Origin of the sequence: Streptomyces sp. NBC_00846 (assembly GCF_045207325.1) — a bacterium.
In the GTDB taxonomy this organism is placed as follows: Bacteria; Actinomycetota; Actinomycetes; order Streptomycetales; family Streptomycetaceae; genus Streptomyces.
In genome coordinates, this window is the sequence record NZ_CP108846.1 from 3,930,925 (window position 1) to 3,957,233 (window position 26,309).

Below are 26,309 nucleotides of genomic sequence, written 5' to 3' on the forward strand. Positions count from 1 at the left end.
AGGCGAGGGCCTTCAGGACCCGTTGGACGTCGTGGTCGTTGGCGGTGCGCAGATGCCCCAGACGGTCGGGGGACAGGTTGTCGAGCACGTACAGCGGGCTGACCGCTTGCCACACCACCTCGTACAGGTCACTGAGTGGCACCGGGGCAGTGCTCGCGTACAGCCGCTGCAAGCGAAGCCGGGTGCGCCGACGGTGTGCTGACCACGCGCGGACGGGCCGCGCTTACCCGGCCACCGGACGCTTGGACCGCGCGCATGTCGGCGTGTGCGCACGCTCCGCCGGGCTTCGCGGCGGCCCCGCACGCCCCGCAGCCCCTATACGGCGTGAAGACCTCTTTCAGCCGGCGGACGGCTCCGTCATCACTTACGTGAACACGGGAACGGGAAAGGCCCCGGGCACGATCGCCCGTGCCCGGGGCCCTGGCGGCGCTCATCGCCCGTGCGTCAGGCGACGACCACGGCCGTCGCTTTGCTGTACGCGTAGCCGCTGGAGTGGCCCGTGCGGAGGGCGGTCACCTTGACGGTGATCCGCAGACCGCGCTGCGCCCGGGTGAGGACGAACGTGGACTTCGTCGCGCCCGTGACGGCCTTGCCGTTGGCGTACCACTGGTAGCCGTACGACGTCGGCGTGGGCGTCCACTTGCCGCGGTTCGCGGTGAGCGTTCGGCCCACCTTCGCCGTGCCGGAGACCGACGGCAGCGTGGTCGCCTTCGGGGCGACACCACGGGCCACGACGATCGCCGTCGTCCCGGCCGCGCCGCTGGCGTGGCCGGTGCGGTTGGCCTTCACCGTGACCGACAGCTTCTTGCCGAGCTGGGAGGCCGTCGGGACGTACGAGGAGGCGGTGGCGCCCGCGATGGCGACGCCGTCGAGCCTCCACTGGTAGGTGTACGACGTCGGCGTCGGCGTCCAGACGCCGGCCTTGGCGGACACCCGGGTGCCGACCTTGGGGGTCGCGCCGAGCGCCGGCGGTGTCGTGGCCTTCGGCGCGACGCCCGGGGCGACCGTGGTGGCCGCCGAGGTCGCGGTGCGGGACGGGGCCCTGGTGAGGTGCGCGGTGACGGCGACGGACAGCTTCTTGCCCAGCTGGGCGGCGGTCGGGACGTACGAGGAGGCGGTGGCGCCCGGGATGGCGACGCCGTCGAGCTTCCACTGGTAGGTGTACGACGTCGGCGTCGGCGTCCACGTGCCGCTCCGGGCGACCAGACCGGTACCGACCCGGACCGTGCCCGCGATGGTGGGGGCGGCGGTGTTGGCCGGCGGCTGGGGCGCGGTGACCGTGAACCGACCGCTGAAGTACTGCCATCCGTTGGTCGTGATGACGCCGAGCGCCCACGAGCCCGTGGCCGCGTTCGTCAGGTCGAGCGTGGCCGTGAGGGTCCGGCGGTCGGGCGCCACCGAGACGGTGGTCGACTCGATCGTCGTGCCGCCGGAGCTGATCCGGACCTTGTCGCCCTCGTGCAGGGCCGAGCCCGACACGTTGACGGTCACCTTGGTGCCGGTGACGCCCGTGGTCGGGGTGACGCCGGTGACGCCGTACTCCTCGGGGCCACAGGTCGTCGAGCAGACCAGCTCCGCCTTGTAGGACGTCTGGGACGCCTTCTCGGGCAGGCCGAGGACGAAGAGGCTCGGGACGACCTGGGTGCTGTACGACCCGTGCAGACTGCAGCGGCTCTCGCCGCCGGACGCGGCGGCGCAGGCGTTGTCCAGGTCGGTCTCGTACAGGGCGGGCACGGCGGTAGTGGCCGCGCCGTTCGTGTCGCTCACCTTGACGGCGAAGGTGTCGTGGTACGAGGTGGGCAGCTGGGCGCAGAACGCCGTGTGCTGCTCGTCCAGCGTGCCGGAGAACGGCCCGTATCCGTACGTGATGTTCGGGACCTTCACGCACTCCGGCGACGGGCCGGCGGCCGTGGCGATGCGCAGGGCGTCGAGCCGGTACGAGTCGGCGGCCTTCTGGGACGACGGGACGGTCAGCAGCACCTGGTACCGGGTTGAGCCGGTGACCGCGCAGCTCCTGTTCCGGTTGGTGCACGTGGTGACGGCGCCGTCGGCGCCGTGCGCCAGGATGTTGGTGGTGCCGAGCGCGTCGCGCACATCGAGGTGCAGGACGTCGGCCGGGTCGGCCGTGGTGACCTGGTGGCACACCAGGGTGCCCGGCTCCCCGGGGACGCCCGGCGTCGCGGGGCCGTTGACGGTGGTCGCCCGAGTGGGCGTGCAGCCCTTGGCGGTCCCGGTGACGTCACGGCGGACCAGGGTGTGTTCGGCGGTGGCGTCACGGCCCCGGAAGAGCGCGGTGTACGCGGCCCCGGGGGTGAGGCGGCAAGTGGTCCAGGTCGTGGGGGCCGAAGCGGCCGAAGCGTTCATGGAGCAGGCCTGCTTGCCCGCGGCGTCGAGGACCCAGAACATGGCGCCGTTCGTTTTGGCGACGGTCCGCATCTGGAAGTTCTCGACGGCGCTGTGCCCGTCCGCGGGGATGGCCAGGCAGTACGAGAACCCGTCGGCGCCGGCGCCCGTGCGCAGCCGCGCGGACACGGTCGCGGCGGTGAAGTCACCTGCGGGGAAGACCTGGCAGCCGCTCCCGGCCGGGTCCGTACGGTGGAACGCGACGCGGTACGTCTTGTTTCCCGTGTTGCCGCTGCCGTGGGACACGAGGGCGCGGTACGGGGCCGGTCCGGTGAGGGCGCACGCGAGGCTGGAGCCGGAGCACAGGGTGTCGCCGTCGGCGTTGACGACGGTGACGTCCGGGGTCGCCGCGAAACCGGTGTACGCCGTGAGAGCGGCCATGCGGGCGCCCTGGGGCAGAGGCAGTGTCAGGCAGTCCACCGCGGCGCCCGAGACCCACGCTCCGTCGTTGACGCCGAGGCGCGCGGGCCGGCAGCCGGCGGTGGACCTCCGGTCGAGGACGAGCGTCGTCTCGTCGGTCAGGATCGTGTAGTCACCGTCGGCCGGAACGGTGCAGGTGTTCCCCCGGCAGACCGTGCGCCCGGCGCTGTCGTACAGGAGCATGCCGGACCGGTAGCCGTTCGGCCCCACGCCGTACACGTCGTAGCGGCCGGCCGTCGAGGCCCTGAAGACCTTGCAGTCGACGGCCGGGTCCACGACGGTCGCAGCGGAACCGTAGGCGTTGACGGGCACGGTGGCGCAGCCGGCCGGATCCGACAGCCTGCGCGCCCCGCGGGCATACGCGGCGGGGTAGCCCTGCGGCGACTTCGCGACACGCACCAGCACCCGGTACGGGCCGTCACCGCGCAGGACGCAGCCCGGATTGTCGTCCCCGCGGAAGGCCGGGCAGAGCGGGGCGCCGCTCTCGTCGGTGATCCACGCTTCGACGGCCGTGTCGTACGTCTGAGGATCGAGGCGGATCCGTTCACCGGCCCTGGCCACGAGGCCGTGGCACCGGACCGTGAACGGGTCGGGAACGGTACCCGTGACGTCGGGCGAGGTGAAGAGCGTGTGGATCGTTTCCCCGGCGCAGTCGGCGGTGGCGGCGCCGAGGGGCACGACGGCGAGGGTGTTCGCCTGGTCCTGGTCCCAGTAGTTGGGGATCCGGATCGTGTACGCGCCCGTCCGGGGCAGGTCGCACCAGCCGCTGTAGTACGGGACCGTCTGGTCCTCGCACTGGACTTCCTGCGCACCGTCGTAGACGTGCGCGTACGTCCGGTCGTTGCCGGTGAGGACGCGGTGCATACCGGGCTGCTGGACATCGACGGTGAAGCAGACGGACCCATTGGCCGGAACCGTCGCCTTGCCCATGGCCTCTTCCCCGGTGCCGCCGATGGAGGCGAGCGGGAGAGGTGCGCATTCCTCGGTTCCGGCGGCCCACGCGGTGCCGACGCCGACCGGCACCAGCAGCGAGAGCAGGATGGCCAGCGTGGCCATCAGAGCGGTGGCGTGCGGCCATCCGGTTCCGGATCTGCCTTCCGCACGCGGGTGGTACGACATGAAACCCCCAGGAGATCACAGGTTCGGGGTGCGTGACCGCCACGAGGCCCAGATGGTTGTATGACACATGGCGTAGGCCGACCAATCCGTGACCGGAGGTCACCGGCGAAGGCCCGTCAGGCCGTCGGGCGCCGCCGACACCTGATATCCGTAGCGGTCCAGCACCATCCCGACGGACCTGCGGATCGCCTCATCGTCCTCGACCAGCAGTACGTGGACGGAGGCGGAGGCGGAGGCGGGGGTGGGGGCAGGGGTGGGGCCGGTGGGGCTGCCGTCCTGCTGTCCCGCCGCGTCACGGTCGTGCTGTTGCATCACGTCACCTGAAGGTCGATCGGTAACGAAATGCCCGAGAGTATCCCGCTGTGCAAGGAGGTGGCCACCCCCCGCCCCCTCACAGGCGCAGAGCGGCCGCGACCGGCAGGTGGTCGCTCCCGGTGGGCGGCAGGATCCGGGACGAGACCGGTGTGACGCCCTTCACCAGGATCTGGTCGATCCGGGCCACTGGGAACGACGCGGGCCAGCCGAAGCCGTCACCGGCCTCGTCCTGGGCCGACCGTAGCTGAGAGGTCACCGGTCGCAGCGCGCGGTCGTCGGTCGTGCCGTTGAAGTCGCCCACCACCACGACCCGGACAGGAGCCGGACGGGAGTCATGGGGCCGGTCCGCTGATCGAGGGATCCAGGCCCGGAGCGGCGGCCGTTTTGCGCTGCTGCCCACTCCCCGAGCCGCCAACACGACGGCCGGCGACGCCTGGCTTGCAGAGCACGACGGTTTTCAAGACCGGTCCCCGTATCGCCGCTACGCGTCTTTGACCTGGGCATACGGGTCCGGCAAGACTCGCATGCGCATTTCCTGGCCGGAGGTTGGCCGACCGCTCCCGTCAGCGACTCCTTCGGGCCGCCCGCCACCACACTCGCGGTAGTCGGTCGGACTGGCTGGTACTACAGGGACACATCCGGTTGCGACCTGAGGCGATGCGTAAGGCCGCTGCCTCCTGGCCCCTCCCCGTGTGGCCAGGCGGATGTGTCCCCGTAGTACTGGATCCATGCCCGGGAGGCGGGCACGTCCGCTGGGGGGACTGTTGGACTCCCGCTCTGCGCCTGCCGCTAGAGTGCGATGCTTGTTCGATTCGCCGCGAGGTGGAGGGGGAGGGGTTGTGAGCGCACAACTGAGAGACACCGCAGGGGAGTTGGCGGAGATATTGTGGCGGGAACACACCGTGTACCGGGAGCGGTCCGGCGGTGTGGTCATCCGGGGTGAGCATGTACGGCGGTGGATCAGCCTCGCTCCGGCGGGCGGCCGGGACGAGGCCCTCGTACGCGCGGGGCGCATCCTGGACGGCGGCACCACCGCTCCGGCGCGTTCGGAGGCCGTGGTGCCCCTCTCCGCCGGTACAGGCGTGCTCGCCGCGACCTGCCGTCGCCTGCTCGCCGAGGCGGCGGCCGATGTGGCGCCGGTCGCGCCGGGACGGGCAGCGCCCGGGCGGTCCAATCGGTCCGGGAAGGCCGCGCGGCCCAAAGGCGGTGGGAAACACACCAGTTTCGGTTCATGGGTGATCCTCGCCTGCGTCGCCGGTGTGATCGCCCTGTACGTCTACAGCACCGCGATGCACGGCTAACCAGTACTTGCGCCGCCGCGGCATCACACACCATTCCGGAGAAGAGAGACCAGCAAGCCAACAGGGTCCGCCGCGGACGCGGCGGCGGACGGCCACGACGCTGACGGCAGCGGCGCGGAGGGCTCCGAAGAGTCTCGTTGAGACTGCAGATGAGACTACGAACGTCGAAGGGCCCCGCTGCAAGCAGCGGGGCCCTTCGACGTATTGCCCGGTGAGAGCAATGGCGGAGAATACGAGATTCGAACTCGTGAGGGGGTTGCCCCCAACACGCTTTCCACATGTTCGTCCGGGGGTCCGGGGAGGGCCGGGTCTGTCCTGACCTGGGGTCTCGCGAGTCGTCGGGTGGGTGCTGGACGGCGCTGAACGCGGGTGAATGAGACCAGAACTGAGACCAGAGCGCCGGGTCACACCTTCTTGACGACGATCGAGTCTGGAACCAGCCTCTCCAGGTCGTCCACGTCCGAGGTGAAGACGGTGACCTGCCCCTTCTGCTGCCGCGCGATGACGGCGAGGACCGCGTCGATCGCGTACTTGTGGCCGTGCAGCTTGGCGTCGGCCAGGAGCCGGCGGGCCTGGCGGGCTTCGTCCTTTCCGATGTCGGCGACCTTGAGCCGGGAGAGTACCCAGTCCCAACGCTGCTCGGTGGTTCTGCCGTCGTACGCCTCGACCAGCGTCATCGGTGACGTCACCACCTCGGCCTCGCCCTGGGCTGCGAGGTCGAGCCAGGCGATCATCTTCCGGTCGCCGCGCACGGCCAGGGACAGGGCTTCGCAGTCGAGTACGAAGATGCGCAGCGGCCGCTGCCCGTGCTCACCGGCCCGCTTCTTCACGCGGCCTCTCCGGCGCTGTGCTTTCCGGTGGCGCGGCGACGCTTGTGTTCGGCGTCGAGGTCCTCCAGCTCCCCGAACGCTGCCGCGCGCTCGTCTTCGGTGACGGGGCCGTGTTCCTCCTGCAGCCAGTCCGCCAGTTCCCGCAGCCGATCCCGGTCGCGCTTGAAGCGCAGCGCCTCGGCGACGTACGCCGACAGGCCCCGTTCCGCCGCCTCTGCGCGGATCTCGTCAAGGAGATCCTCGGGGATCGTCACCGTTACCTTCTTGGTCGTCGCCATACAAGAGACCATACTCTCGGTATTGACCCCCTTACCAGCGCGTGCCGCGAACGGTGGCGTGGCCGGACGGCTCGTCCTTCATGGTGCCGTGAGGCGCGGCAGCCGCGCGTTGGCCTCGTCCGGCGCGAAACGGTCCGGGGCGAATTCCGTGGCGGACCGAAGTCCGAGCCACACCAGCATGGCGTGGTGTTCCTCATGTGCCGGGTCGGCGAGGATCACTTTGAGATCGCTGTAGCCGGGGGTGCCGCCGCAGTCCTCGGGCGGGCACGTCCCGGCACCGTCCATGCAGTACGGATAGTGAAGCCCGGCTGAGGCTGTCTGGACCTGTTCCACGGTGATGAGGTGCTCCCAGGAGTCCCCGAAGTCGTACGTGTACACGAAGTGGGCGCGCGGTTTGAGCAGGGTGGCAAGTGTGGCGGTGCGCTCGTCGCGGAATCCGAGTTCGCCGCTGGGACGGCCGTACTGGACGCCGTCGATGGTGAACGCGTGCATGTGGCAGTTCTGCCAGCCCATCGCGTCCTGGATCACGGAATGAAGCCGGTCCAGGCGGATCGCGGCGGGCACCAGCAACTGCCGCCAAACCGGGGGTCGTCTACGTCGGCGAGTTCGACGAGGATCCGCAACACCGCGTCGCCGGGCTCGGGCTCGCCGCGCATCCGGGCCGTCTCGGTACGGCCGTGCGCCGTCAACTCGGCGCATTCATCGGTGAGATGGACAGCGCCCAGGGAGACCAGGGCCTTCAGGACCCGTTGGATGTCGTGGTCGTTGGCGGTACGCAGATGCCCCAGACGGTCGGGAGACAGGTCGTCGAGCACGTACAGCGGGCTGACCGCCTGCCACACCACCTCGTACAGGTCGCTGAGTGGCACCGGGACGGTGGTCGCGTACAGCCACTGCAGCAACGCCCGCAGACCCCGGCCGTACTCGTGCGAGATTGGGGATTCCAGCCAGCCGGAGACCGTCACGGCCGGGCCGATGCGCGGCAGTGCGGCGAACAGCGCGCCACGCAGCTCGTCGGGGCGGTCCAGCAGCCTGGCGTTCTTCTTCACCGGCAGCAGGCGCCCGCCCGCGGTCCGCAGCAGTCGTGCCGCCTTCGCCCACTCGACCAGCAGTGTGAGGTGGTACAGCTCCTCGCTGGATTTCGTCTTGACCGTACGGTCCCCGATCACCGGGTCAATCCGGTCGCCGGTGTCCAGAACCTCCACCAGTGCTCGCGCGTCGGCGCACCTTGTGCTTCGCATGGGGCGACATGTAAGTGGCAGACTGTGACAGTGACAACGCGCGACGAGGAACTGCTGGCCCGGGTCCGGGAGATGAGGGAGCGCGGCAGCGCGCCGAAGCAGATCGCGAAGGCGCTGGGGCTACGCCCGGCTCAGGCGACCGCGCTGGTCAGACGGGTTGCCGAGGCGGCACTGGGGAACATCGCGCCGAATGAGCGGCCGGTGGTGGGCTGCTGGGTCAACGCGGGCTGGAGCGCGGGACTGGACATGGCCAAAGCCCCGGACTGGGCGGCGGCCGACCCCCTCGGCCAGGAGCCGGACCCGGGCACGGGCGGCTTCGCCCAGATTCTCCTGGCCCGCCAGGAACGTGCCAGCAGGGTGACCGTCACCGGGTTCCTGGTGGACGTCTGCTGCCTGGGAGTCAAGAACGTCACCGACCCCGAGGTGATGGGGTCCGGATCCCTGACCACTTACGTACCGATGTACTACTCGGCCTTCGATCATCGGCCGCTGCCGATCGGCGTAGAGCAGGCGCAGACGATCGTGCACGATGCGGTCGCCTACGCCCGCGGTCTTGGCTTCGAGCCCGCGGGCGGCTTCGCCGACGCAGCAGTGCACCTGGGTGCCCCGCCCGGCGACCGGCCCGTCATCGGCTTCGGCAGGGACGGCAAGCCGTTCTACTTCTCCGGCCCCTACGACAACCCGCGCAAGGTGGTCCAGATCCTCGAGCGCACCTGCGGTCCGGGCAACTACGACTACGTTGCTCATCTGTAGGAACGGGACGCGAGCGGCACGAAGCGGGAAACACGAGCAGTGATACCGCTCGTACAGCAACAGGAGCCCACCGGCGCTCCACGGGTCCGGCGCACCGAGCACGAGGCGCCGGTCAATCTGCTGACGGTGCTGCGCCTGTGTATGACGCAGAAGCTGCGGTGCAGCGAAAAGACCAGCCGCCCCAGCACGGGCGACCCAATACGTCGAAGGCCCCCGCTGCAAGCAGCGGGGGCCTTCGACGTATTGCCCGGTGAGAGCAATGGCGGAGGATACGAGATTCGAACTCGTGAGGGGTTGCCCCCAACACGCTTTCCAAATGTTCGTACGCCCGCCGTCCGTCGGAGGTCGTACCCGTCCTGACCTGCGGTGGAATGGTTTGGATGCCTCCGTCCGAACGGGCCGGGACGGAGGCGAATGCAACCAGAACTGCAACCACGCGTGCAAAGGTCCGGCGACCCCGCCCGGCTCGGATCGAGAGCGCGGTCAGGTCGGGCGAGCTCGGTAAACAGGGCGTCCTGAGGCTGGAGCTTCGGCATGCCCGGTTCCTTCAGGTACGACACGCTGCGTGGCGCTACACCAGCGGTCCCTTCCTCGCGTAGTCGAGCTCTCCCAATGAATCCATGAATTGCTAAATTAAGCAATTCACTACATGCTGTGTTTGCTGTGTCGGTAGGTAGCCGTGGGCGCAGCGCCGAGCGAAGCCCCGGGCTGTCGGGGTGGCGAAGGGGGTCCGTGACCGTGGCGGTTCCGCTGTATCAGGCCAAGGCCGAGTTCTTCCGGATGCTCGGGCACCCCGTGCGGATACGGGTTCTGGAGCTGTTGCAGGACGGCCCGATGCCGGTCCGTGACTTGCTGGCGGCGATCGAGGTGGAGCCTTCGGCACTGTCTCAGCAGCTGGCGGTGCTGCGCCGCTCGGGCATCGTCTCCTCCGCGCGGGAGGGTTCGACGGTGGTGTACGAGCTGGCAGGCGGGGACGTGGCGGAGCTGATGCGGGCGGCGCGGCGGATCTTGACCGAGATGCTGGCCGGGCAGAACGAACTTCTCGTGGAGCTGCGGGAAGCCGAGGGTTCGGCGAGGTGAGCGTGTCGCTTGCCCGGTCGTGGGACCGGGTGCGGTCTCTGCTGCCCGCCCGTGCGGACTTCGCCGTCATGGCCCGCAATCCGCGCCGTGACCTGCTCGCCGGCCTCACCGTGGCGATCGTGGCGTTGCCGCTCGCGCTCGGCTTCGGGGTCTCCTCCGGCCTGGGCGCCGAGGCCGGACTGGCCACCGCCGTCGTCGCCGGTGCGCTCGCAGCGCTGTTCGGCGGCTCCAACCTCCAGGTATCCGGGCCGACCGGCGCGATGACGGTGGTGCTGGTGCCGATCGTTGCCCAGTACGGGCCGGGCGGGGTGCTGACGGTCGGGCTGATGGCCGGCGTGCTGCTGATCGCGCTGGCCCTGCTGAAGGCCGGCCGGTACATGCGGTACATCCCGGCGCCGGTGGTGGAGGGCTTCACCCTCGGCATCGCCTGCGTGATCGGCTTGCAGCAGGTCCCGAACGCCCTCGGGGTCGCCGCACCCGACGGCGACACGGTCCTGGTGGTGACCTGGCGGGCCGTGGAGGAGTTCGTGCGCACCCCGAACTGGACCGCGGCTGCCCTGGCCCTCGCTGTGGCCGCCGTGATGCTGCTCGGTGCCCGGTGGCGGCCCACCATCCCGTTCTCGATCGTCGGCGTCGTCGCCGCGACGCTGGCCGCCCAGCTCTTCCACCTGGACGCGGCGGCTCCGATCGGCGACCTGCCGTCCGGGCTGCCCGCGCCGTCGCTGGCCTTCCTCGATCTGTCCGCACTGGGCTCGCTGCTCGCCCCGGCCGTAGCGGTCGCCGCGCTCGCAGCGCTGGAGTCGCTGCTGTCGGCCACGGTCGCGGACGGCATGACGGTGGGCCAGAAGCACGACCCGGACAAGGAACTCTTCGGGCAGGGCATCGCGAACCTGGCCGCCCCGCTGTTCGGCGGCGTGCCCGCCACCGCGGCGATCGCCCGTACCGCCGTCAACGTCCGTAGCGGCGCGGGCTCCCGCCTCGCCGCCCTGACCCACGCCGCCGTCCTCGCGGTGATCGTGTTCGCCGCCGCCCCGCTCGTCTCCAAGATCCCGCTGGCCGCACTCGCCGGGGTGCTGCTGGCCACCGCGATCCGCATGGTCGAGGTCGGCGCACTGCGGGCGATGGTCCGGGCGACGCGCTCGGACGCGATCGTGCTGGTGCTGACCGCCGTGGCCACGCTTGCCCTGGACCTCGTCTACGCGGTCATCATCGGCCTGGTCGTCGCGGGCGCCCTGGCGCTGAGGGCGGTTGCCAACCAGGCCCGGATGGACCAGGTCGACTTCACGGCTGATCTGCCGGGCGAGCACAGCGAGGAAGAACACGCACTGCTGGCCGAGCACATCGTCGCCTACCGCATCGACGGGCCGGTGTTCTTCGCCGGTGCCCACCGCTTCCTCCTGGAGCTCTCCGAGGTCGCCGACGTCCGCGTAGTGATCCTGCGGATGTCGCGGATCACGACGATGGACGCCACCGGGGCCCTGGTCCTCAAGGACGCCGTGGAGAAGCTGAACCGGCGCGGCATCGCCGTACTGACCTCCGGTATACGTCCCGGCCAGCGACGCGCCCTCGAATCAGTCGGCGCGCTGGACCTGCTGCGCCTGGAGGGCCGTGAGTACGCCACCACACCGGAGGCGATCGCCGGGGCCCGCGCCCACCTGCACCAGGCCGGGCTCCTGCCCACCGCACCCGTCACCGAAGGGGCTCCCCGATGATCACCCCCGTCTCCCGCCGCATGATCGAGCTGCCCGGTACCGAGGCACTGTGGCTGCTCGAAAGCGCGGCCCAGGGACAGCTGGTATACGTCCGGGACGAGGTTCCCGTGCTCCGCCCGGCCGTCCACGTCCTTGAGTACGGGCGTCTGATCGTCCGCACGCCCGCTCAGGCAGCGGCCCTGGCCTCCCGTTCGTCGCTCACCTATCACGCACACGAGACCAAGGTGGCAGGCGGCATCGGCTGGACGGTGACCGTGACCGGCCCGGCCGAGGTCATCACCGATCCGGACGAGGCCGGCCACTACCGCCGCACTCTGCATGGCTGGGCGCACGGGCCGCACGACACCCTGGTACGCATCCGCCCGCAGACCGTCGCAGGGTTCCGCCTGGCCCACGCCGAGGCCGCCCGGTGAGTGGTCAGCTCGAAGCTCTCCCGTTGCGGCATGTACTGACCCTGCCCACGATGGGCTCCGCGGTGCGGATCGCGCGTGAGACCACCGAACAGGTCCTGATCGAGTGGGGCGTCAGCAGACGTCACCCCACGGTCGATCCGGCGCTGCTGATCCTGTCCGAGCTGGTCACCAACAGCGTCCAGCACGCCGCCGTGCTGTCCCCGACCGTCACCGTGATCTACGCGGCCGGTCCGGACACGTTTGCGTTTGCCGTGCACGACCGGCACCCCTACCAGCCCCCGCTCTTCTCGACGATCACCAATACGAGCAGCGGCGGGCTGGGAACCGTCATGGAACTCACCCTCGGCCTTGGCGGCACCGCCGTCATCAAGGGCGACGCGGACGGCAGGGGCAAAAGCATCTGGATCACCCTCCCGCTATGAAAGATCCCCACACGAAAGACCGAGGCAGTAGCGGATGACCATAGAGTGGCGCTACACCACCCACCCCGACCTGGGCGTTCTCTCCCTGGCTGGATACCTCGGCCCCGAGGCCGTCGCCCGGTTCACCGGCGCGGTCGGCTGGGTACTGGCCCGTGGCACCGGTCCTGTCATCCTGGACCTGACCGAACTGCGCGGCTGGTCGACGGGCGGACAGTTGGCAGTCGCCCAGGCCGCCTGTCAGCTCGCCGACGCGGGCCGGAGCCTGGAGCTCGCCGCGATTCCCGCAGACGGCTCCCTCGTCCCCGACCCCGCGCAGCCGCCCATCCCCGTGCACGCAGACCTGCACGCTGCCCTCACCGTTCACCGTTCACCGTTCACCGCTCACCAGACGGCGGCGGGGCGCAGTGGCAGTGGCGCAGCAACGAGTGGCCCAGCGCGCAGTCCGGCACCCCAGGGGCCTGATGTAAGAGATGTACAGGAACGATCAAGCAAGGAATCACCATGAGCGATGTGACCGAGACGCTGCCGCCGTGCCCCCAGTGCTCCAGCGTGTACACCTACGAGATGGGGGCGCTCCTGGTCTGTCCCGAATGCGGCCATGAGTGGTCACCCGCGTCCGCCGAACCCGCAGGCGGCACCGAGGACGGGACGATCAGGGACGCGGTCGGCAACGTACTCGCCGACGGCGACACGGTAACGGTGACCAAGACCTTGAAGGTCAAGGGCAGCCCGAGCGGAATCAAGGCCGGCACCAAAGTACGCAACATTCGCCTGGTGGACGGTGTGGACGGCCACGACATCGACTGCAGGATCGACGGGTTCGGCCCCATGCAGCTCAAGTCCAGCGTGGTCAAGAAAGCCTAGGGCGCCTCGGCACGCGGCGGCGGACAAGCGATGCGCCGCCGCGCTGCTCCGTGGGATCCGGGCAGCCCGGAGCCGGGCACCGAACCTCCCTTTCGCGCCTTTCGGCATTGCTAATCTTGGCAACTCCCGAGGTCATGACCTCGGCATGAGGGCGCGAGGATGTCCCCATGGCGGAGAGTTCTGAGGTGGATGCGATGCGCGGTACTCGCACGACAGTGACCGTCCGGCCGCCCGGCCGTCCGGCGGCCCGATGTGGAGCGGGGTCCGGTCGGTGAGTGCGCCGCTGTACCAGCTGAAGGCGGAGTTCTTCAAAACCCTTGGACACCCGGTGCGCATTCGCGTGCTGGAACTCCTCAGTCGGCGCGAGCACGCGGTCTCCGAGATGCTGTCCGAGATCGGTGTAGAGGCGGCCCACCTCTCCCAGCAGTTGGCCGTCCTGCGCCGGGCCAACCTGGTCGTCCCGCGTCGCGAGGGCTCCGCCGTCTACTACTCGCTGACCAACCCGCAGGTGGCGGAGCTGTTGCGGGTGGCGCGAACCATCCTGTCCGGTGTGCTGATGGGCCAGGCCGAACTGCTGGCGGACCTCAAGGCCGCCGAACCTGACACCGTGCCCCAGCGGCGCAGGTCAGCGCCTCAGCCTGGATCCACCGGGTGGATTTCGGGGTGAGGGTTTCGGCGGATTTTTGGTCCTCGCGGAGTTGACCGGTGGTTTCGGGTGTCGGGTGTCCGCTGGTCTGCCCAGCTTTTCCACGTGTCTGCAGGTATCGGGCCCTCTCGGGCGGGTCGTTTCAGGGAGCGTCAGCCGACTGGTGGTGGCGCGTGCGTGGCGGTGAACAGCTGGATGAACTCGCTTTCCCAGGGCCAGTGTTGGGGCAGGTGGAGGGTGAGGTGGCGTGCTGAGCGGGCCAGACGTGCGGGGACGTTGATCAGGTGGTCGCGGATCGTCGCGGTGGTCGCGCGGGCATGGAACGCGCAGGCCAGGGCCCCGGCGGCGCGGGTCAGGTTGTGGGCGAGGGCGGCGAGCGTGAGCCAGGCGGCGTTCGCCTGGAAGTGCCCGGAGGGGGCGTGCGCGAAGGCGCTGTTCTTGACGTCCGCGATCACCTGCTCCACCACGGCGTGCCGTCGGTGATCACGCTCGGCGTCGATCAGGGTGAGCGGGGAGTCGGTGAACGCGGCGTGGTAGCGCCAGGTATCGAAGAGCGTGCCCTGTCCCTCGGGCAGGGCCGCGGGGTTGAGCCGCTTCACCCTGCGCACGATCAATCGGGCGGTGACCTGCTGTTTCTTTGGCTTGGAGGTGAAGGCGGTGTAGGTGGTCTCGGCTATCTCCGCGTCCGAGATCCAGCACTGTCCCTCCTCGTCCCAGACCGCCTTGGGGTACTTGATCGCCGTCCACGCGCTCTCGCCGATGGCCGCGATGGCGGTCTTGACCGAGGCGTTCATCCGCGCCGTGACGGAGAACCGGGCGTCCGCGGCCCGGCAGGCGTTCACCACGTCAGCGCCGTAGAACGCGGAGTCGGCACGCACGATCAGCAGGCCGCCGGCCCCGCAGGTGCGGGCGGCGCGGATGGTCTCGGCAACGAACCCGGCCGCACCGCGTGCCGAGTTCGTGGGCCCCTTGCGCAGGCGGGTGGCAGCGATCACCGGTGCGGCGAGCGGGGTGGAGATGATCCCGAGCAGCGCGTTCAGGCCCTTGACCTTGCTGTATCCGTAACCGGCACCCTGCTTGGCATAGCCGTAGGTACGGCGGATCGTGTCGTCAATGTCCACATAAGCCACCGCCTGCGCGCCGGGCAGCAGCCCGGTGTGCGCGGCCAGGGCGGGTAGGAACCGCCGGGCCACGGCATGCAGTTGCTTCACATGACCGTGGGTGAAGGAACGCAGGAACGAGCCCAGCGTGGACGGCGCCCGCACCCCGGTGAACAGCCGGGACAGTCCGCCGTGCCGCAACCGGTCCATGTCATCGAAGCTGTCCGCACCCGCGACCATGCCGCCGACCAGCGACATCACCTTCGCCGCCGGGAAAGAACCCGTGCCGTCCCTCGAGACCGGCAGCTTCACCAGGCCCTCGACCAGCGCGGGCAGTCCGCACCGCTCGGCCAGACGCGCCACCGGCTCAAGCCCGCCGTACGCGACGAGATTCGGGTCATCGAACCGTGCGGAGACCATCGCGGCGGCATGGGAAGATTGCATCTCGGAAGTGCCTTGTCGATCGTGCCTGATGTGGTCCTAGAGAAACCCCATCATCGCAGGTCACAAGGCACTTCCTCGTTTCCGTGAGAGTCATCCACAGACGTCAAGCCGGTGGATCCAGGCTCAGTGAACGGCGGCCGGAATCTTCTTCCGCGCTCTGGGCGGCGGGGAGACGGCCGCCCCCTGCCGCGCCCGGTGAGTTACAGGAGCCAGTCGTCCCGCCAGGCGGGGTGGAGTGTGCAGGGCAGGGCTGTCCTTTTGATCAACTCCAGTGTCGCAGCGCTCACTTGTTGGCGTGCTGGCCCACATGGAACAGCAGCCAGATTAATCCCGCGAACAGGTGTGTGCCGAAGATATAGAAGAACGCCCGCAGGGCGACGCCCTTCTCTTTCCACGCCTCGATGTCCCGCCCATCCTCCTGCGGGGCGGCCTGATGCCGTGCTGCGGGCCAGCCGCAGCGCGTCCTCCAGCTCGTCCTCGGCCATCGCGACCTCGTAGGCGTCGTCGGCCTCCAAGGCAGCATCAAGCCGCGTCCGCGCCACACGGACGCGCTCCAGCGCCGCCTCAGTGAACCCGCCCACGACCGCTCCCCGCTCGACCAGCTTGGCCAACTCGATAACTAACAAATTGCAGAACTCGTCAAGTCTAGAGATGAAGCGCCTCGCCGGATACAGCCCTCCCAGTTCTGCACTTGAGGTGATGCCGACCGGCCTCTGATCGGTGCGGCATCGTCTCCCAGGCACACTGACGCCGCCGATCGCCTGATAGCAGCTCTGCTAGTTATAGCTCTCTGACCAGGGATCTAGCGGTCCAGCAGCCGCTCCGGGGCCCTGCCGCAGGCCCGTGGGCGCGTCGGGTGAGCTGGCGCCCGTCGGGAGAGCCTGGGTGGTTTCGAACTCAGCGGCGGGCCATGTAGAGGTCGAGGGCGTTGTGGGGGAACTTGTTGAGTGGAAAGTCCCATTCGTCGAGGTATTCGAGGGCCTGGCCCCCGGTGCCGACCTTGAAACGGAGCAGGCCCAGCAGGTGGTTGCTCTCGTCCAGGGTGTCCGTGATGCATCGACCGAAACTGCCGGGCCGGTGAGGAGGGTTGGTTCGTCAGCGACGCGCGGCCCATCCGAGACCTGGGGCAGCCGACCGGCGGCTTCACCCTGCCTCGGATGTCGGCACAGCGGTCGCGGAACCCCATGCTGATCTTGCCCGTCGAGCGGGCTGCCGCCTCTGTGGCGCTGGGCTGTCCGCCGTGGGAGCTGGGGCCGTGCGCCGAGTGCAGCCAGCTGATGCGCCGGTACGGACGCGACGCGGCCATGTTCTGCGGCGTGTGCCGTGAGGTCTTGAACGATCGGTAGGCGACGGCGGCCTGCTAGTGAAAACAGCAACCACCAACGTCGAAGGCCCCCGCTGCAAGCAGCGGGGGCCTTCGACGTATTGCCCGGTGAGAGCAATGGCGGAGGATACGAGATTCGAACTCGTGAGGGGTTGCCCCCAACACGCTTTCCAAGCGTGCGCCCTAGGCCACTAGGCGAATCCTCCGCGGCAAACAATACAAGACGTTGAGGAGTGCTCGCGAACCACTTCCCGTCGGGCATCCGCTCGGGCTCGTCCGGGGTGGTTCGGGAGGGTGGGGAGTGGACCGGCAGGGGTGGGGATCGGTTAAGGTGGGCGTCAGCCCCTCACGTGGCGCTATCTGACTGAACTCCCCCAGGGCCGGAAGGCAGCAAGGGTAGGTCGGCTCTGGCGGGTGCGTGGGGGGCCCTTGTGTTTCCTGGGGTGCGGGGCTGCGCTTCGTCCGGTCCGGGGCCGGTTGTCGGTCCGCCCGGATAACCTCGTATGTGTGTCGTCCCTTGCGCTGTACCGCCGCTATCGCCCCGAGTCGTTCGCCGAGGTCATCGGGCAGGAGCATGTCACTGACCCGCTGCAGCAGGCCCTGCGGAACAACCGGGTCAATCACGCGTACCTGTTCAGCGGTCCGCGCGGCTGCGGCAAGACGACCAGCGCGCGCATCCTGGCCCGCTGCCTGAACTGCGAGCAGGGTCCGACGCCCACGCCGTGCGGGGAGTGCCAGTCCTGCCAGGACCTCGCGCGCAACGGGCCGGGGTCGATCGACGTGATCGAGATCGACGCCGCATCGCACGGTGGCGTGGACGACGCCCGTGATCTGCGGGAGAAGGCGTTCTTCGGGCCCGCGTCGAGTCGTTACAAGATCTACATCATCGACGAGGCGCACATGGTCACTTCGGCGGGGTTCAACGCCCTGCTGAAGGTGGTCGAGGAGCCGCCGGAGCACCTCAAGTTCATCTTCGCGACCACCGAGCCCGAGAAGGTCATCGGCACGATCCGGTCGCGTACGCACCACTACCCGTTCCGCCTGGTTCCTCCGGGCACGCTGCGCGACTACCTCGTAGAGGTCTGTGCCAAGGAGAACACCCCTGTCGAGGACGGCGTGCTGCCGCTCGTCGTGCGGGCCGGGGCCGGGTCCGTGCGTGACTCGATGTCGGTGATGGACCAGCTGCTGGCCAGTGCGGGCGACGACGGTGTGACATATGCCATGGCGACCTCGCTGCTCGGTTATACGGACGGCTCGCTGCTCGACTCCATCGTGGACGCCTTCGCGGCGGGCGACGGAGCGGCGGCGTTCGAGGTCGTGGACCGCGTGATCGAGGGCGGCAACGACCCGCGCCGCTTCGTCGCCGACCTCCTGGAGCGGCTGCGTGACCTGGTGATCCTCGCGGCCGTACCGGATGCCGGGGAAAAGGGCCTCATCGACGCCCCCGCCGATGTCGTCGAGCGGATGCAGGCCCAGGCGTCCGTCTTCGGTGCCGCCGAGCTGAGCCGCGCCGCAGACCTGGTCAACGAGGGGCTGACGGAGATGCGCGGGGCGACTTCGCCGCGCCTCCAGGTCGAGCTGATCTGCGCCCGGGTGCTGCTGCCCGCTGCCTTCGACGACGAGCGTTCACTGCAGGCCCGGCTCGACCGGCTGGAGCGCGGCGCGTCCTTCGCGACCACGGGACCGGGGCCCGCCATGGGGTACGTGCCCGGGCCGGAGGCCCTGGCCCATGCCCCCGCCCCCGCCCCCGCCCCCGTCGCACCGGCCGTGCAGCCCGGCGCCGGACCCGCTGCCGCGCGTGCGGCGGCACTGGGGGAGGCGCCCGCCCCCGCGGCACCGTCCGCCCCCGTCACGCCCCCAGCACCCGCGCAGCCCGCCGCACCCGCCGTCCCCGCCGCTCCGCAGCCGCCTGCCGAGGCCCCGGCCGCGGCTTCCGCGGGCGGGCAGCGTCCCGGTGCCTGGCCCACCGCCGCCGCGCCGGATTCCGGCCGCCGTCCCGGTGGCTGGCCGACCGCTTCCGCCCCCGGCCAGTCGCCGGTCCCGCAGGCCTCCGCCGCCCCGGTACAGCCGCCCCCCGCGGTACCGGGGCCCGCCGCCACGCCTTCGGGACCCGGAACGATGCAGGGCGCCGGCCAGGTACGGAACATGTGGCCGGACATCCTGGAGGCCGTGAAGAACCGTCGCCGGTTCACCTGGATCCTGCTCAGCCAGAATGCCCAGGTCACCGGCTTCGACGGCGCCACCCTCCAGATCGGCTTCCTGAACGCGGGCGCGCGCGACAATTTCGCGAGCAGCGGCAGCGAGGACGTGCTGAAGCAGGCCCTCGCCGAGCGGTTCAACGCCCAGTGGAAGATCGAGGCGATCGTCGATCCGTCGGGCGGCGCGGGCACGCCCCCGCAGACCGGTGGTGGTCGCCCCTCTGCCGCCGCCCCGCCGCCGTCACAGCGTCCGGCCCCCGCGCCCCAGCAGAATGACGAACCCCGGCCGGCCCCCGCCCCGCACCAGCAGCCGGGCGCCGCACCCGCCGCCGAGCCCGCACCGCAGTCGTACTCCGCGCCCGAGCCCCCGCGATCCGTCGCTCCCGAGGACGACACCCCGGAGGCCGACGACCCGGACCTCGTCGACTCGGCGCTCTCCGGGCACGACCTCATCGTCCGCGAGCTCGGCGCCACGGTCGTGGAGGAATTCACCAACGAGTAGCGACGAATGAACGAATGAATGAACGAATGACGAGTGCGTTCCGGGCCGCGTAGCAACGAATGACGGGCTGCGTTCCGCGCGTAGCAACGAACGGCGGGGTGCGTTCGGGCCTGCTCGCGTCGCCTCGGCGGTGTGCCCGGAGGTGTCCACGGAGCGGCCGTCCGTCAAGGCCGCCGCGGCCCGGCGGCTAGGCTGCACCCCGTGAAGGTCCTCGTCATCGGCGGCGGCGCCCGCGAACACGCCCTGTGCCGCTCTCTCTCCCTCGACCCCGACGTCACCGCTCTGTACTGCGCTCCCGGCAATGCCGGTATCGCGGAGGTGGCCGAACTGCACCCGGTCGACGCACTCGACGGCGATGCCGTCGCGCGCCTCGCCACCGACCTGGGCGCCGAACTGGTGGTCGTCGGCCCGGAGGCGCCGCTCGTCGCCGGTGTCGCCGACGCCGTGCGTGCCGCGGGCATCCCCTGCTTCGGCCCCTCCGGTGAGGCGGCCCAGCTGGAGGGCTCCAAGGCGTTCGCCAAGGACGTGATGGCCGGGGCCGGCGTCCCGACCGCCCGCAGCTACGTCTGCACCACCCCCGCCGAGATCGACGCCGCCCTCGATGCCTTCGGCGCCCCGTACGTCGTCAAGGACGACGGTCTCGCCGCGGGCAAGGGAGTCGTCGTCACCGACGACGTCGAGGAGGCCCGCGCCCACGCGCTGGCCTGCGACCGCGTGGTCATCGAAGAGTTCCTCGACGGCCCCGAGGTCAGCCTCTTCGCGATCACGGACGGCACCACCGTGCTGCCGCTCCAGCCCGCGCAGGACTTCAAGCGTGCCCTGGACGGCGACGAGGGCCCCAACACCGGTGGCATGGGCGCGTACTCCCCGCTCCCGTGGGCCGACCCCAAGCTGGTCGACGAGGTCATGCAGTCGGTGCTCCAGCCGACCGTCGACGAGCTCCGCCGCCGCGGCACCCCGTTCTCCGGGCTGCTGTACGCGGGCCTCGCGATCACGTCGCGCGGCGTCCGGGTGATCGAGTTCAACGCCCGTTTCGGTGACCCCGAGACCCAGGTGGTCCTGGCCCGGCTGAAGACCCCGCTGGCCGGTGTCCTGCTTGGCTCCGCCAACGGCTCCCTCGACGAGCTGCCCCCGCTCACGTGGAGCGACGAGGCCGCCGTCACCGTGGTCATCGCCTCGCACAACTACCCGGGCACGCCGCGGACGGGCGACCCGATCGAAGGGCTCGACGACGTGGCGGCGCAGGATGCCCCGCATGCGTACGTCCTGCACGCCGGGACCAGGCGGGACGGCGACACGATCGTCAGCGCGGGCGGCCGGGTGCTGTCCGTAACCGCGACCGGCAAGGATCTCGCCGCCGCACGCGAGCGGGCCTACACAGCGCTGTCCCGGATCCGCCTCGACGGTTCGCAGTTCCGTACGGACATTGCCCGGAAGGCCGCAGAGGCCTGAGACCGGACGGTCCGGGCACGGCCTGCCGCAGAAGTCCGGGCAGGACTGCGGAGCAGCCTGAGCAGAGCTGCGGAGCAGCCTGAGCACGGCTGCCGAGAAGCCTGAGCACGGTCGCGGAAGCCTGAGACCGGACGACCACGCCACGCCCGCTGATGCGCCGCTGCCCCAAGAACAGCGGCGCGTCAGCACCTTTACCCAAAGCCATTCCATCGAGTGACGGCTCAGCCATCCGGATGACGCCCGCCGAACGCCCAACTAGGGTGCGGCGCAAGCATTCCGGCACTTGGCCCACTGGCATTGCGATGTCAGTGACGGGTGCCACAGTGGGGGAGTGAACAACACCGCCGCGGGGGCAGAGGGGGTGACGTCCGGCCGTGTCCGGTACCGGAACAAGTGAGGAGTTGGGTGCGCAGAGCGCGCGCGCCCGAGCCCTCGCTCTGCTGCGCATCCGCAGCAGAGCAACAGCCGCCGCCATCCTGCCCGCGGCGGCCGCCGTCGTGCTGCTCGTCGCCGGTGCCCAGGGCCTTGCCGTCGGCAGCGGCTGGGACACAGCGCGCTGGGCCGTGACGGCCTGCGCGGTCGTCGTGCTCCTGCTCGCCGCGGCGGTCGCGCTCGCGGTCGTACGGGCGAGGCCGGCGGTCAGCCCGACCGTTCCGCTCGCCGAGGAGGCCGCCCCCGATCTCTACCGCCTGGTCAGGGACCTCGCCGAACGGCTCGGGGTCCCCGCGCCCTCGGCGATAGCCCTCACACCCGACTGCGACAGCTGGCTGGAGGACCGTACGCACCCCGCGGTGCAGCCCGCGGCTGGCCCCGGAGCGGATCGCGGGGCGGATCCAGTGGCACGTCCGGCGGGCCGGACCCGTCGCCGGGTCCAGGCGGCTCCGGTGCTGGTCATCGGTTCGCCGTTCCTGTGGTGGATGCGGGTCGCGGAGCTACGGGCGGTGCTCGCCCCGGTCGTCGCGGGGACGGGCCCCTTCGCGCATCCCGACATAGCCGCGGCGCGCCGTTTCGTACGGGGGCTGGACGGAGCGATCGCCAACGCCGCCGTGCCCGTTCCCGGGCCGTTGTCCGGGGTCCGCGGGGTGCCGCGCGTTTTCGTCGGCTGGATCGCCCGGCTGCTGCTGCGCAGTTGTCGCGGTCATGCCGCAGAGATGGAGCGGGGCGTCGCCGCCGCCGCGTCGGTTCGGGCACAGGCTGTGGATTACGGTCTGCGGATCGTCGCCCAGGAGCAGGTCGGCCTCGCCTACGCGGGCTGGGACCGGCTGCTCACCCGGGTCGCGCTGCCCGCCTGGCAGATGGGCCGCTGGCCGTCCCGACTGGACGCGGGCGTCGTATCCGCACTCACCGAGCTCTCCCGGCGCGACCGGCTCGCCGACGGATTCACCTCGCGCCTCGGCGAACGTCCCGCCTGTGACCTCCTGGAGGAGCCGGGCGCGGCCGACGAGGCCGCGTCGCTGCTCGCGGCCCGGCTCTTCCACGGCGGCCCGGCGGAGTCCGGTCCCGACTGGTCGCCCGTCGACTGGCAGCAGTATCCGGAGGAGGTGGTCGACCGGAAGTGGCGCACCGAGGCCGCACGCCTGCACCGAGTCCTCGACTCGATGGGCATGGCGCCCGCACCGGCCGCCGACAGTCACGGCCCCGGCCCCTGCGTCGACTCCCACCGTCCCGCGTTCCCCATGGACATCGGCGCCACCGATATCAACGCCGGAGTGCCCACGCTGGCGCGTGTCGTCGAGCATCTGGCGGGCCGCAGCGGGAGCGGGGACGAGCTCGCGGCCGGGATCAGCGCCGCGTTGGCCCGCGAGGAGGCCGCGGCCCAACGGCCCCCGGCCGGCGGCACAGCGGGCCTGGCGGGCGTTTCCGGTGGTGTTCACGTTCACGCGGGCGGGGACGCCCCGGACATCTGGGGCCCCGCCTCCCTCCCCCTCTTCCGCCTCCAGCCGCCCCGTACGGATAGGGAGCTGCTCGCCGACCATGTCGCGGCGATGGTCTGCTGCGCCGCTGTCGACACGGCGGGTGCCGCGCCGGGACTCGACTGGCTCGACGGTCCCGCGCTGCTGGTCGACGGAGAGCGCCGGTCGGATCTGGGCGTCGCCGTCCTCAGCCTGGTCGAGGACGGCGACGCGGAACCACTGCATTCCTGGCTCGCGTCGGTCGGCGTACGCACCGACAAACCCGTCCGTCTCGTCTGAACCACGGATCTCGCCCACGGGCTCGACAGCGGAGCCGGACTCCCCGACGGCCTCGCCGACGGACCCGGCCGCGACAACAAAACCGGCCTCGCCTACGGGCCCGCACCACGACGACGGGCCCGCACCACGACGACAGACCCGCACCACGACGACAGACCCGGCCGTGACGACAAAACCGGACACGACAACAAGCCGGACCAAAGCGGCCCCACCCCCCTCACAAGCAACACCGCAGGCGCCATGGCACCCCCAATACCCGGAAGGATAGGTTCCGTTCACGTTTATTCGCGACGAACGGTGACGGACTGCGTGCGTTATGTGATGTGCTGGGGATCGACGCTGACAGTCGGCGCATCACTGTTGGCGCACCGATGGCGCACGGCCGGAGGCGGTCACCGGTGACATCGCCGTCGGTCGTCACCGGTGACGAGCGGCCGGTGTCTCACCGTTGTTGTCCGGGGGACCGAGGGAGGGAAGCGATATGGGGGCGGAGCAGATTCGCCGATGGGAGTCGGGTGCCCTCGCACATGCCGTCTCCGATCCCTTCGGTCAGGGCCCCCTCCCCTGGCTGCGCGGCAGTGAGAACTACTTCGACGACACCGGCCATGTCGTCCCCTGGTACGCGGACCCCACGCTGGCCCGCGGCTCGACCGACGGCGGTACGCACACCGCCGACGACGTGCACCGTCAGATCAAGGGCTTCATCTCCACGGGCGCCGCGGCCCCCGGCGAGGCGATCGACTTCCACGTCACGGTCGACCCGCCCCAGCAGTTCTCGGTGGACGTCTACCGCATTGGTCACTACGGGGGCGACGGCGCCGCCCAGATCACCACGAGTCCCCGGCTCTCCGGCATCGTCCAGCCGGCCCCGCTCACTGCCGACCGCACGGTCTCCTGCCACCACTGGTGGCAGTCCTGGCGGCTGCAGATCCCCTCGTACTGGTCGATCGGCGCCTACGTCGCGGTGCTCACGACGGTCGATGGATACCGCTCCCACATCCCGTTCACCGTCCGCGACGCGCACCCGGCCGATCTGCTGCTGGTCCTGCCCGACATCACCTGGCAGGCGTACAACCTCTACCCGGAGGACGGCCGCACCGGTGCCAGCCTCTACCACGCCTGGGACGAGCAGGGCCGCCTCCTGGGCGAGGAGGACGCGGCGGTCACGGTCTCCTTCGACCGTCCGTACGCGGGCGCCGGCCTGCCGCTCCACGTCGGTCATGCCTATGACTTCATCCGCTGGGCCGAGCGTTACGGCTATGACATCGCGTACGCCGACACCCGCGATCTGCACGCGGGCCGGATCGACCCGAGCCGCTACCGGGGCCTCGTCTTCCCCGGCCACGACGAGTACTGGTCGGTGCCCATGCGCCGTACCGCCGAACTCGCCCGCGACAGCGGCACCTCGCTCGTCTTCCTCTCCGCCAACACCATGTACTGGCAGGTCAGCCTCTCCCCGTCGCCGTCCGGCGTCCCGGACCGGCTGCTCACCTGCCGCAAGCGACGCGGCCCGGGAAAGCCCGCGCTCTGGCGCGAGATCGACCGCCCCGAGCAGCAACTCCTCGGCATCCAGTACGCGGGCCGGGTCCCCGATCCGCACCCACTGGTCGTACGGAACGCCGAACACTGGCTGTGGGACGCGACGGGCGCCGGCGAGGGCGACGAGATCGACGGCCTGGTCGCGGGCGAGGCCGACCGCTACTTCCCGCGCACCGCGCTCCCCGAGCACGAGAACCGCATCCTGCTCGCCCACTCCCCGTACCTCGACAGCGAAGGAGTCAAGCGCCACCAGGAAACGTCCCTGTACCGGGCCCCGTCCGGCGCCCTCGTCTTCGCCTCCGGGACTTTCGCCTGGTCTCCGGCCCTGGACCGCCCCGGCCATGTGGACCCCCGCATCCAGCGCGCCACCGCCAACCTCCTCGACCGCATCTGCAAGCGCGACTGAAACGCCTCCGCGGCCCATGCCCGGAACATCTCCGCGGCCCGGCTCCGGAACGCCTCCTCGGCCCACGCCCGGCACCTCTCCGAGGCCGTGGCACGCACCGCACCCGGCGTCACGGACGCGGCACGGACGCTCCACGGACGCCCCGCTCCACCCCACCGCACCCCGATACGGGAGAATCGGAACCACTCCTGGATCAACCTACGCGGAGGCAGCGTGTCCGGATTTGTAGAAAAGCCCGAGCCAGTGCAGGTCCCGGGGCTCACCCACCTCCACACCGGCAAGGTGCGCGACCTGTACCGGAACGAGGCCGGTGACCTCGTCATGGTCGCCAGCGACCGCATGTCCGCGTACGACTGGGTCCTGCCCACCGAGATCCCGGACAAGGGCCGGGTGCTCACCCGGCTCTCGCTGTGGTGGTTCGACCAGCTCAGCGATCTCGTACCGAACCACGTCCTGTCCACGGAGCTCCCCGCCGGAGCCCCCGCGGACTGGGCCGGCCGCACCCTGATCTGCAAGTCGCTGCGGATGGTTCCGGTCGAGTGCGTCGCCCGCGGCTACCTCACCGGTTCGGGCCTCGCGGAGTACAACGAGTCCCGCACCGTCTGCGGCCTCGCGCTGCCCGAGGGCCTCGTCGACGGCTCCGAGCTCCCGGCGCCGATCTTCACCCCCGCCACCAAGGCGGCCGTCGGAGACCACGACGAGAACGTGAGCTACCAGGAGGTGGCCCGCCAGGTCGGCGAGGAGACCGCTGACCGGCTGCGCGGCACCACGCTGGACGTGTACAGCAGGGCCCGTGACATCGCACGTGAGCGCGGGATCATCCTCGCCGACACGAAGTTCGAGTTCGGTTTCGCCCCCACCGCCGACGGCGGCGAGGAGCTGATCATCGCGGACGAGGTGCTGACCCCGGACTCCTCGCGCTTCTGGCCCGCTGCCACCTGGCAGCCGGGCAGGGCCCAGCCCAGTTACGACAAGCAGTTCGTGCGCGACTGGCTGACCTCACCGGCCTCCGGCTGGGACCGCCGGAGCGAGCAGCCGCCCCCGGCGCTGCCCCAGGAGATCGTGGACGCGACCCGGGCGAAGTACCTGGAGGCGTACGAACACCTCACCGGCACGCCCTGGCAGTAACGACCTCACCCGCGCTGGAGAGCGGGCTCCCGACGCCGTGCTGCTCCGCTCTCTATCGCGGTGAGGTCGTAAGCGGCTCGGGAAACCTGAGAAGCAGCGGCTCGGCGAACGAAGAAGCCCCCAGCCGAAAGGCCGGGGGCTTCTTGCTGAACCGAGCGGACGACCAGGTTCGAACTGGCGACCTCAACCTTGGCAAGGTTGCGCTCTACCAACTGAGCTACGTCCGC

Annotated in this window: 22 protein-coding genes, 2 tRNA genes, 1 other RNA gene and 2 pseudogenes; 15 read left to right on the plus strand and 12 right to left on the minus strand. The window is 70.4% G+C overall.

Annotation, left to right across the window (positions count from 1 at the left end; translation table 11 throughout):
• Positions 1 to 444 precede the first annotated feature (444 nt).
• The 3 genes and pseudogenes from OG936_RS18105 to OG936_RS18115 form a co-directional block, all read right to left on the minus strand.
• Entirely contained in the window at positions 445 to 3,879 is a 3,435-nt protein-coding gene (locus OG936_RS18105; RefSeq protein ID WP_406495930.1) for a hypothetical protein, read from the minus strand.
• A 162-nt stretch (positions 3,880 to 4,041) separates the two neighbouring features.
• Positions 4,042 to 4,254 carry a hypothetical protein gene (locus tag OG936_RS18110; RefSeq protein WP_406495931.1) on the minus strand — a complete coding sequence of 71 codons (213 nt, stop codon included), beginning with the start codon at positions 4,252 to 4,254 and terminating at the stop codon, positions 4,042 to 4,044.
• Positions 4,255 to 4,333: 79 nt separating this feature from the next.
• Positions 4,334 to 4,582, minus strand: a pseudogene (locus tag OG936_RS18115) (endonuclease/exonuclease/phosphatase family protein); the annotation flags it as partial.
• A gap of 514 nt (positions 4,583 to 5,096) precedes the next feature.
• Here OG936_RS18115 and OG936_RS18120 point away from each other — a divergent pair.
• On the plus strand, positions 5,097 to 5,558 hold the full coding sequence (locus OG936_RS18120) for a hypothetical protein (protein ID WP_406495933.1): 462 nt from the start codon (positions 5,097 to 5,099) through the stop codon (positions 5,556 to 5,558).
• Between the two features lie 404 nt (positions 5,559 to 5,962).
• Here the strand turns inward: OG936_RS18120 and OG936_RS18125 are convergent, their stop codons facing one another.
• The 4 genes from OG936_RS18125 to OG936_RS18140 all read right to left on the minus strand — a co-directional run bounded on the left by OG936_RS18125 (position 5,963) and on the right by OG936_RS18140 (position 7,907).
• Positions 5,963 to 6,388 carry a PIN domain-containing protein gene (locus OG936_RS18125; protein WP_406495934.1) on the minus strand — a complete coding sequence of 142 codons (426 nt, stop codon included), beginning with the start codon at positions 6,386 to 6,388 and terminating at the stop codon, positions 5,963 to 5,965.
• Entirely contained in the window at positions 6,385 to 6,666 is a 282-nt protein-coding gene (locus tag OG936_RS18130; RefSeq protein ID WP_406495936.1) for a CopG family transcriptional regulator, read from the minus strand. Before OG936_RS18130 ends, OG936_RS18125 begins: the two co-directional genes overlap by 4 nt.
• Before the next feature lie 78 nt (positions 6,667 to 6,744).
• Positions 6,745 to 7,230 carry a plasmid pRiA4b ORF-3 family protein gene (locus OG936_RS18135; protein ID WP_406495938.1) on the minus strand — a complete coding sequence of 162 codons (486 nt, stop codon included), beginning with the start codon at positions 7,228 to 7,230 and terminating at the stop codon, positions 6,745 to 6,747.
• Complete coding sequence (locus OG936_RS18140) at positions 7,191 to 7,907, minus strand: hypothetical protein (RefSeq protein ID WP_406495940.1); 717 nt, start codon at positions 7,905 to 7,907, stop codon at positions 7,191 to 7,193. Before OG936_RS18140 ends, OG936_RS18135 begins: the two co-directional genes overlap by 40 nt.
• A 30-nt stretch (positions 7,908 to 7,937) precedes the next feature.
• Here OG936_RS18140 and OG936_RS18145 point away from each other — a divergent pair, with 30 nt between their 5' ends.
• The 8 genes from OG936_RS18145 to OG936_RS18180 all read left to right on the plus strand — a co-directional run bounded on the left by OG936_RS18145 (position 7,938) and on the right by OG936_RS18180 (position 13,818).
• The gene (locus tag OG936_RS18145) at positions 7,938 to 8,660 is read left to right on the plus strand and encodes a hypothetical protein (RefSeq protein WP_406495942.1); all 723 of its coding nucleotides are present in this window, start codon (positions 7,938 to 7,940) and stop codon (positions 8,658 to 8,660) included.
• 738 nt (positions 8,661 to 9,398) lie between these two features.
• Positions 9,399 to 9,740 (plus strand): ArsR/SmtB family transcription factor, encoded by a 342-nt coding sequence (locus tag OG936_RS18150; protein WP_406500489.1) that lies wholly within the window; start codon positions 9,399 to 9,401, stop codon positions 9,738 to 9,740.
• The gene (locus OG936_RS18155; protein WP_406495944.1) at positions 9,737 to 11,452 is read left to right on the plus strand and encodes a SulP family inorganic anion transporter; all 1,716 of its coding nucleotides are present in this window, start codon (positions 9,737 to 9,739) and stop codon (positions 11,450 to 11,452) included. The genes OG936_RS18150 and OG936_RS18155 overlap by 4 nt, the downstream gene beginning before the upstream one ends.
• Entirely contained in the window at positions 11,449 to 11,865 is a 417-nt protein-coding gene (locus OG936_RS18160) for a pyridoxamine 5'-phosphate oxidase family protein (protein ID WP_406495946.1), read from the plus strand. Before OG936_RS18155 ends, OG936_RS18160 begins: the two co-directional genes overlap by 4 nt.
• Positions 11,862 to 12,287: an ATP-binding protein gene (locus OG936_RS18165; protein ID WP_406495948.1), complete on the plus strand. Its 426-nt coding sequence runs from the start codon at positions 11,862 to 11,864 to the stop codon at positions 12,285 to 12,287. The genes OG936_RS18160 and OG936_RS18165 overlap by 4 nt, the downstream gene beginning before the upstream one ends.
• A 34-nt stretch (positions 12,288 to 12,321) precedes the next feature.
• On the plus strand, positions 12,322 to 12,792 hold the full coding sequence (locus tag OG936_RS18170) for an anti-sigma factor antagonist (protein ID WP_406495950.1): 471 nt from the start codon (positions 12,322 to 12,324) through the stop codon (positions 12,790 to 12,792).
• Positions 12,793 to 12,797: 5 nt separating this feature from the next.
• Positions 12,798 to 13,151 (plus strand): zinc ribbon domain-containing protein YjdM, encoded by a 354-nt coding sequence (locus tag OG936_RS18175; protein ID WP_406500491.1) that lies wholly within the window; start codon positions 12,798 to 12,800, stop codon positions 13,149 to 13,151.
• Between the two features lie 271 nt (positions 13,152 to 13,422).
• Entirely contained in the window at positions 13,423 to 13,818 is a 396-nt protein-coding gene (locus OG936_RS18180; protein ID WP_406495952.1) for an ArsR/SmtB family transcription factor, read from the plus strand.
• A gap of 131 nt (positions 13,819 to 13,949) precedes the next feature.
• On the opposite strand, the gene OG936_RS18185 is transcribed toward OG936_RS18180, so the two are convergent.
• The 4 genes and pseudogenes from OG936_RS18185 to OG936_RS18200 form a co-directional block, all read right to left on the minus strand.
• Positions 13,950 to 15,341: an IS1380 family transposase gene (locus tag OG936_RS18185; RefSeq protein WP_331746122.1), complete on the minus strand. Its 1,392-nt coding sequence runs from the start codon at positions 15,339 to 15,341 to the stop codon at positions 13,950 to 13,952.
• Positions 15,342 to 15,624: 283 nt separating this feature from the next.
• The gene (locus OG936_RS18190; protein WP_406500493.1) at positions 15,625 to 15,864 is read right to left on the minus strand and encodes a DUF6126 family protein; all 240 of its coding nucleotides are present in this window, start codon (positions 15,862 to 15,864) and stop codon (positions 15,625 to 15,627) included.
• A 374-nt stretch (positions 15,865 to 16,238) separates the two neighbouring features.
• Positions 16,239 to 16,400: pseudogene (locus tag OG936_RS18195) on the minus strand (peptidoglycan bridge formation protein FemAB); the annotation flags it as partial.
• Positions 16,401 to 16,783: 383 nt separating this feature from the next.
• Positions 16,784 to 16,871: transfer RNA gene (locus OG936_RS18200), tRNA-Ser, on the minus strand.
• A gap of 131 nt (positions 16,872 to 17,002) precedes the next feature.
• Between OG936_RS18200 and ffs the strand changes: the two genes are divergently transcribed.
• The 6 genes from ffs (at position 17,003) to OG936_RS18230 (ending at position 26,082) form a co-directional block, all read left to right on the plus strand.
• Positions 17,003 to 17,099, plus strand: an RNA gene (gene ffs / locus OG936_RS18205) — signal recognition particle sRNA small type.
• Between the two features lie 73 nt (positions 17,100 to 17,172).
• Positions 17,173 to 19,365 (plus strand): DNA polymerase III subunit gamma and tau, encoded by a 2,193-nt coding sequence (locus OG936_RS18210; RefSeq protein WP_406495954.1) that lies wholly within the window; start codon positions 17,173 to 17,175, stop codon positions 19,363 to 19,365.
• A gap of 201 nt (positions 19,366 to 19,566) precedes the next feature.
• A complete protein-coding gene (gene purD / locus OG936_RS18215) occupies positions 19,567 to 20,817 on the plus strand; it encodes a phosphoribosylamine--glycine ligase (RefSeq protein WP_406495955.1) in 1,251 nt (416 codons plus the stop codon).
• Between the two features lie 374 nt (positions 20,818 to 21,191).
• A complete protein-coding gene (locus OG936_RS18220) occupies positions 21,192 to 23,009 on the plus strand; it encodes a hypothetical protein (RefSeq protein WP_406495957.1) in 1,818 nt (605 codons plus the stop codon).
• A 481-nt stretch (positions 23,010 to 23,490) separates the two neighbouring features.
• Positions 23,491 to 24,954 carry a N,N-dimethylformamidase beta subunit family domain-containing protein gene (locus tag OG936_RS18225; protein ID WP_406495958.1) on the plus strand — a complete coding sequence of 488 codons (1,464 nt, stop codon included), beginning with the start codon at positions 23,491 to 23,493 and terminating at the stop codon, positions 24,952 to 24,954.
• Between the two features lie 213 nt (positions 24,955 to 25,167).
• Positions 25,168 to 26,082 carry a phosphoribosylaminoimidazolesuccinocarboxamide synthase gene (locus tag OG936_RS18230; RefSeq protein WP_406495960.1) on the plus strand — a complete coding sequence of 305 codons (915 nt, stop codon included), beginning with the start codon at positions 25,168 to 25,170 and terminating at the stop codon, positions 26,080 to 26,082.
• Positions 26,083 to 26,236: 154 nt separating this feature from the next.
• Here OG936_RS18230 and OG936_RS18235 read toward each other — a convergent pair.
• A tRNA-Gly gene (locus OG936_RS18235) sits at positions 26,237 to 26,309 on the minus strand.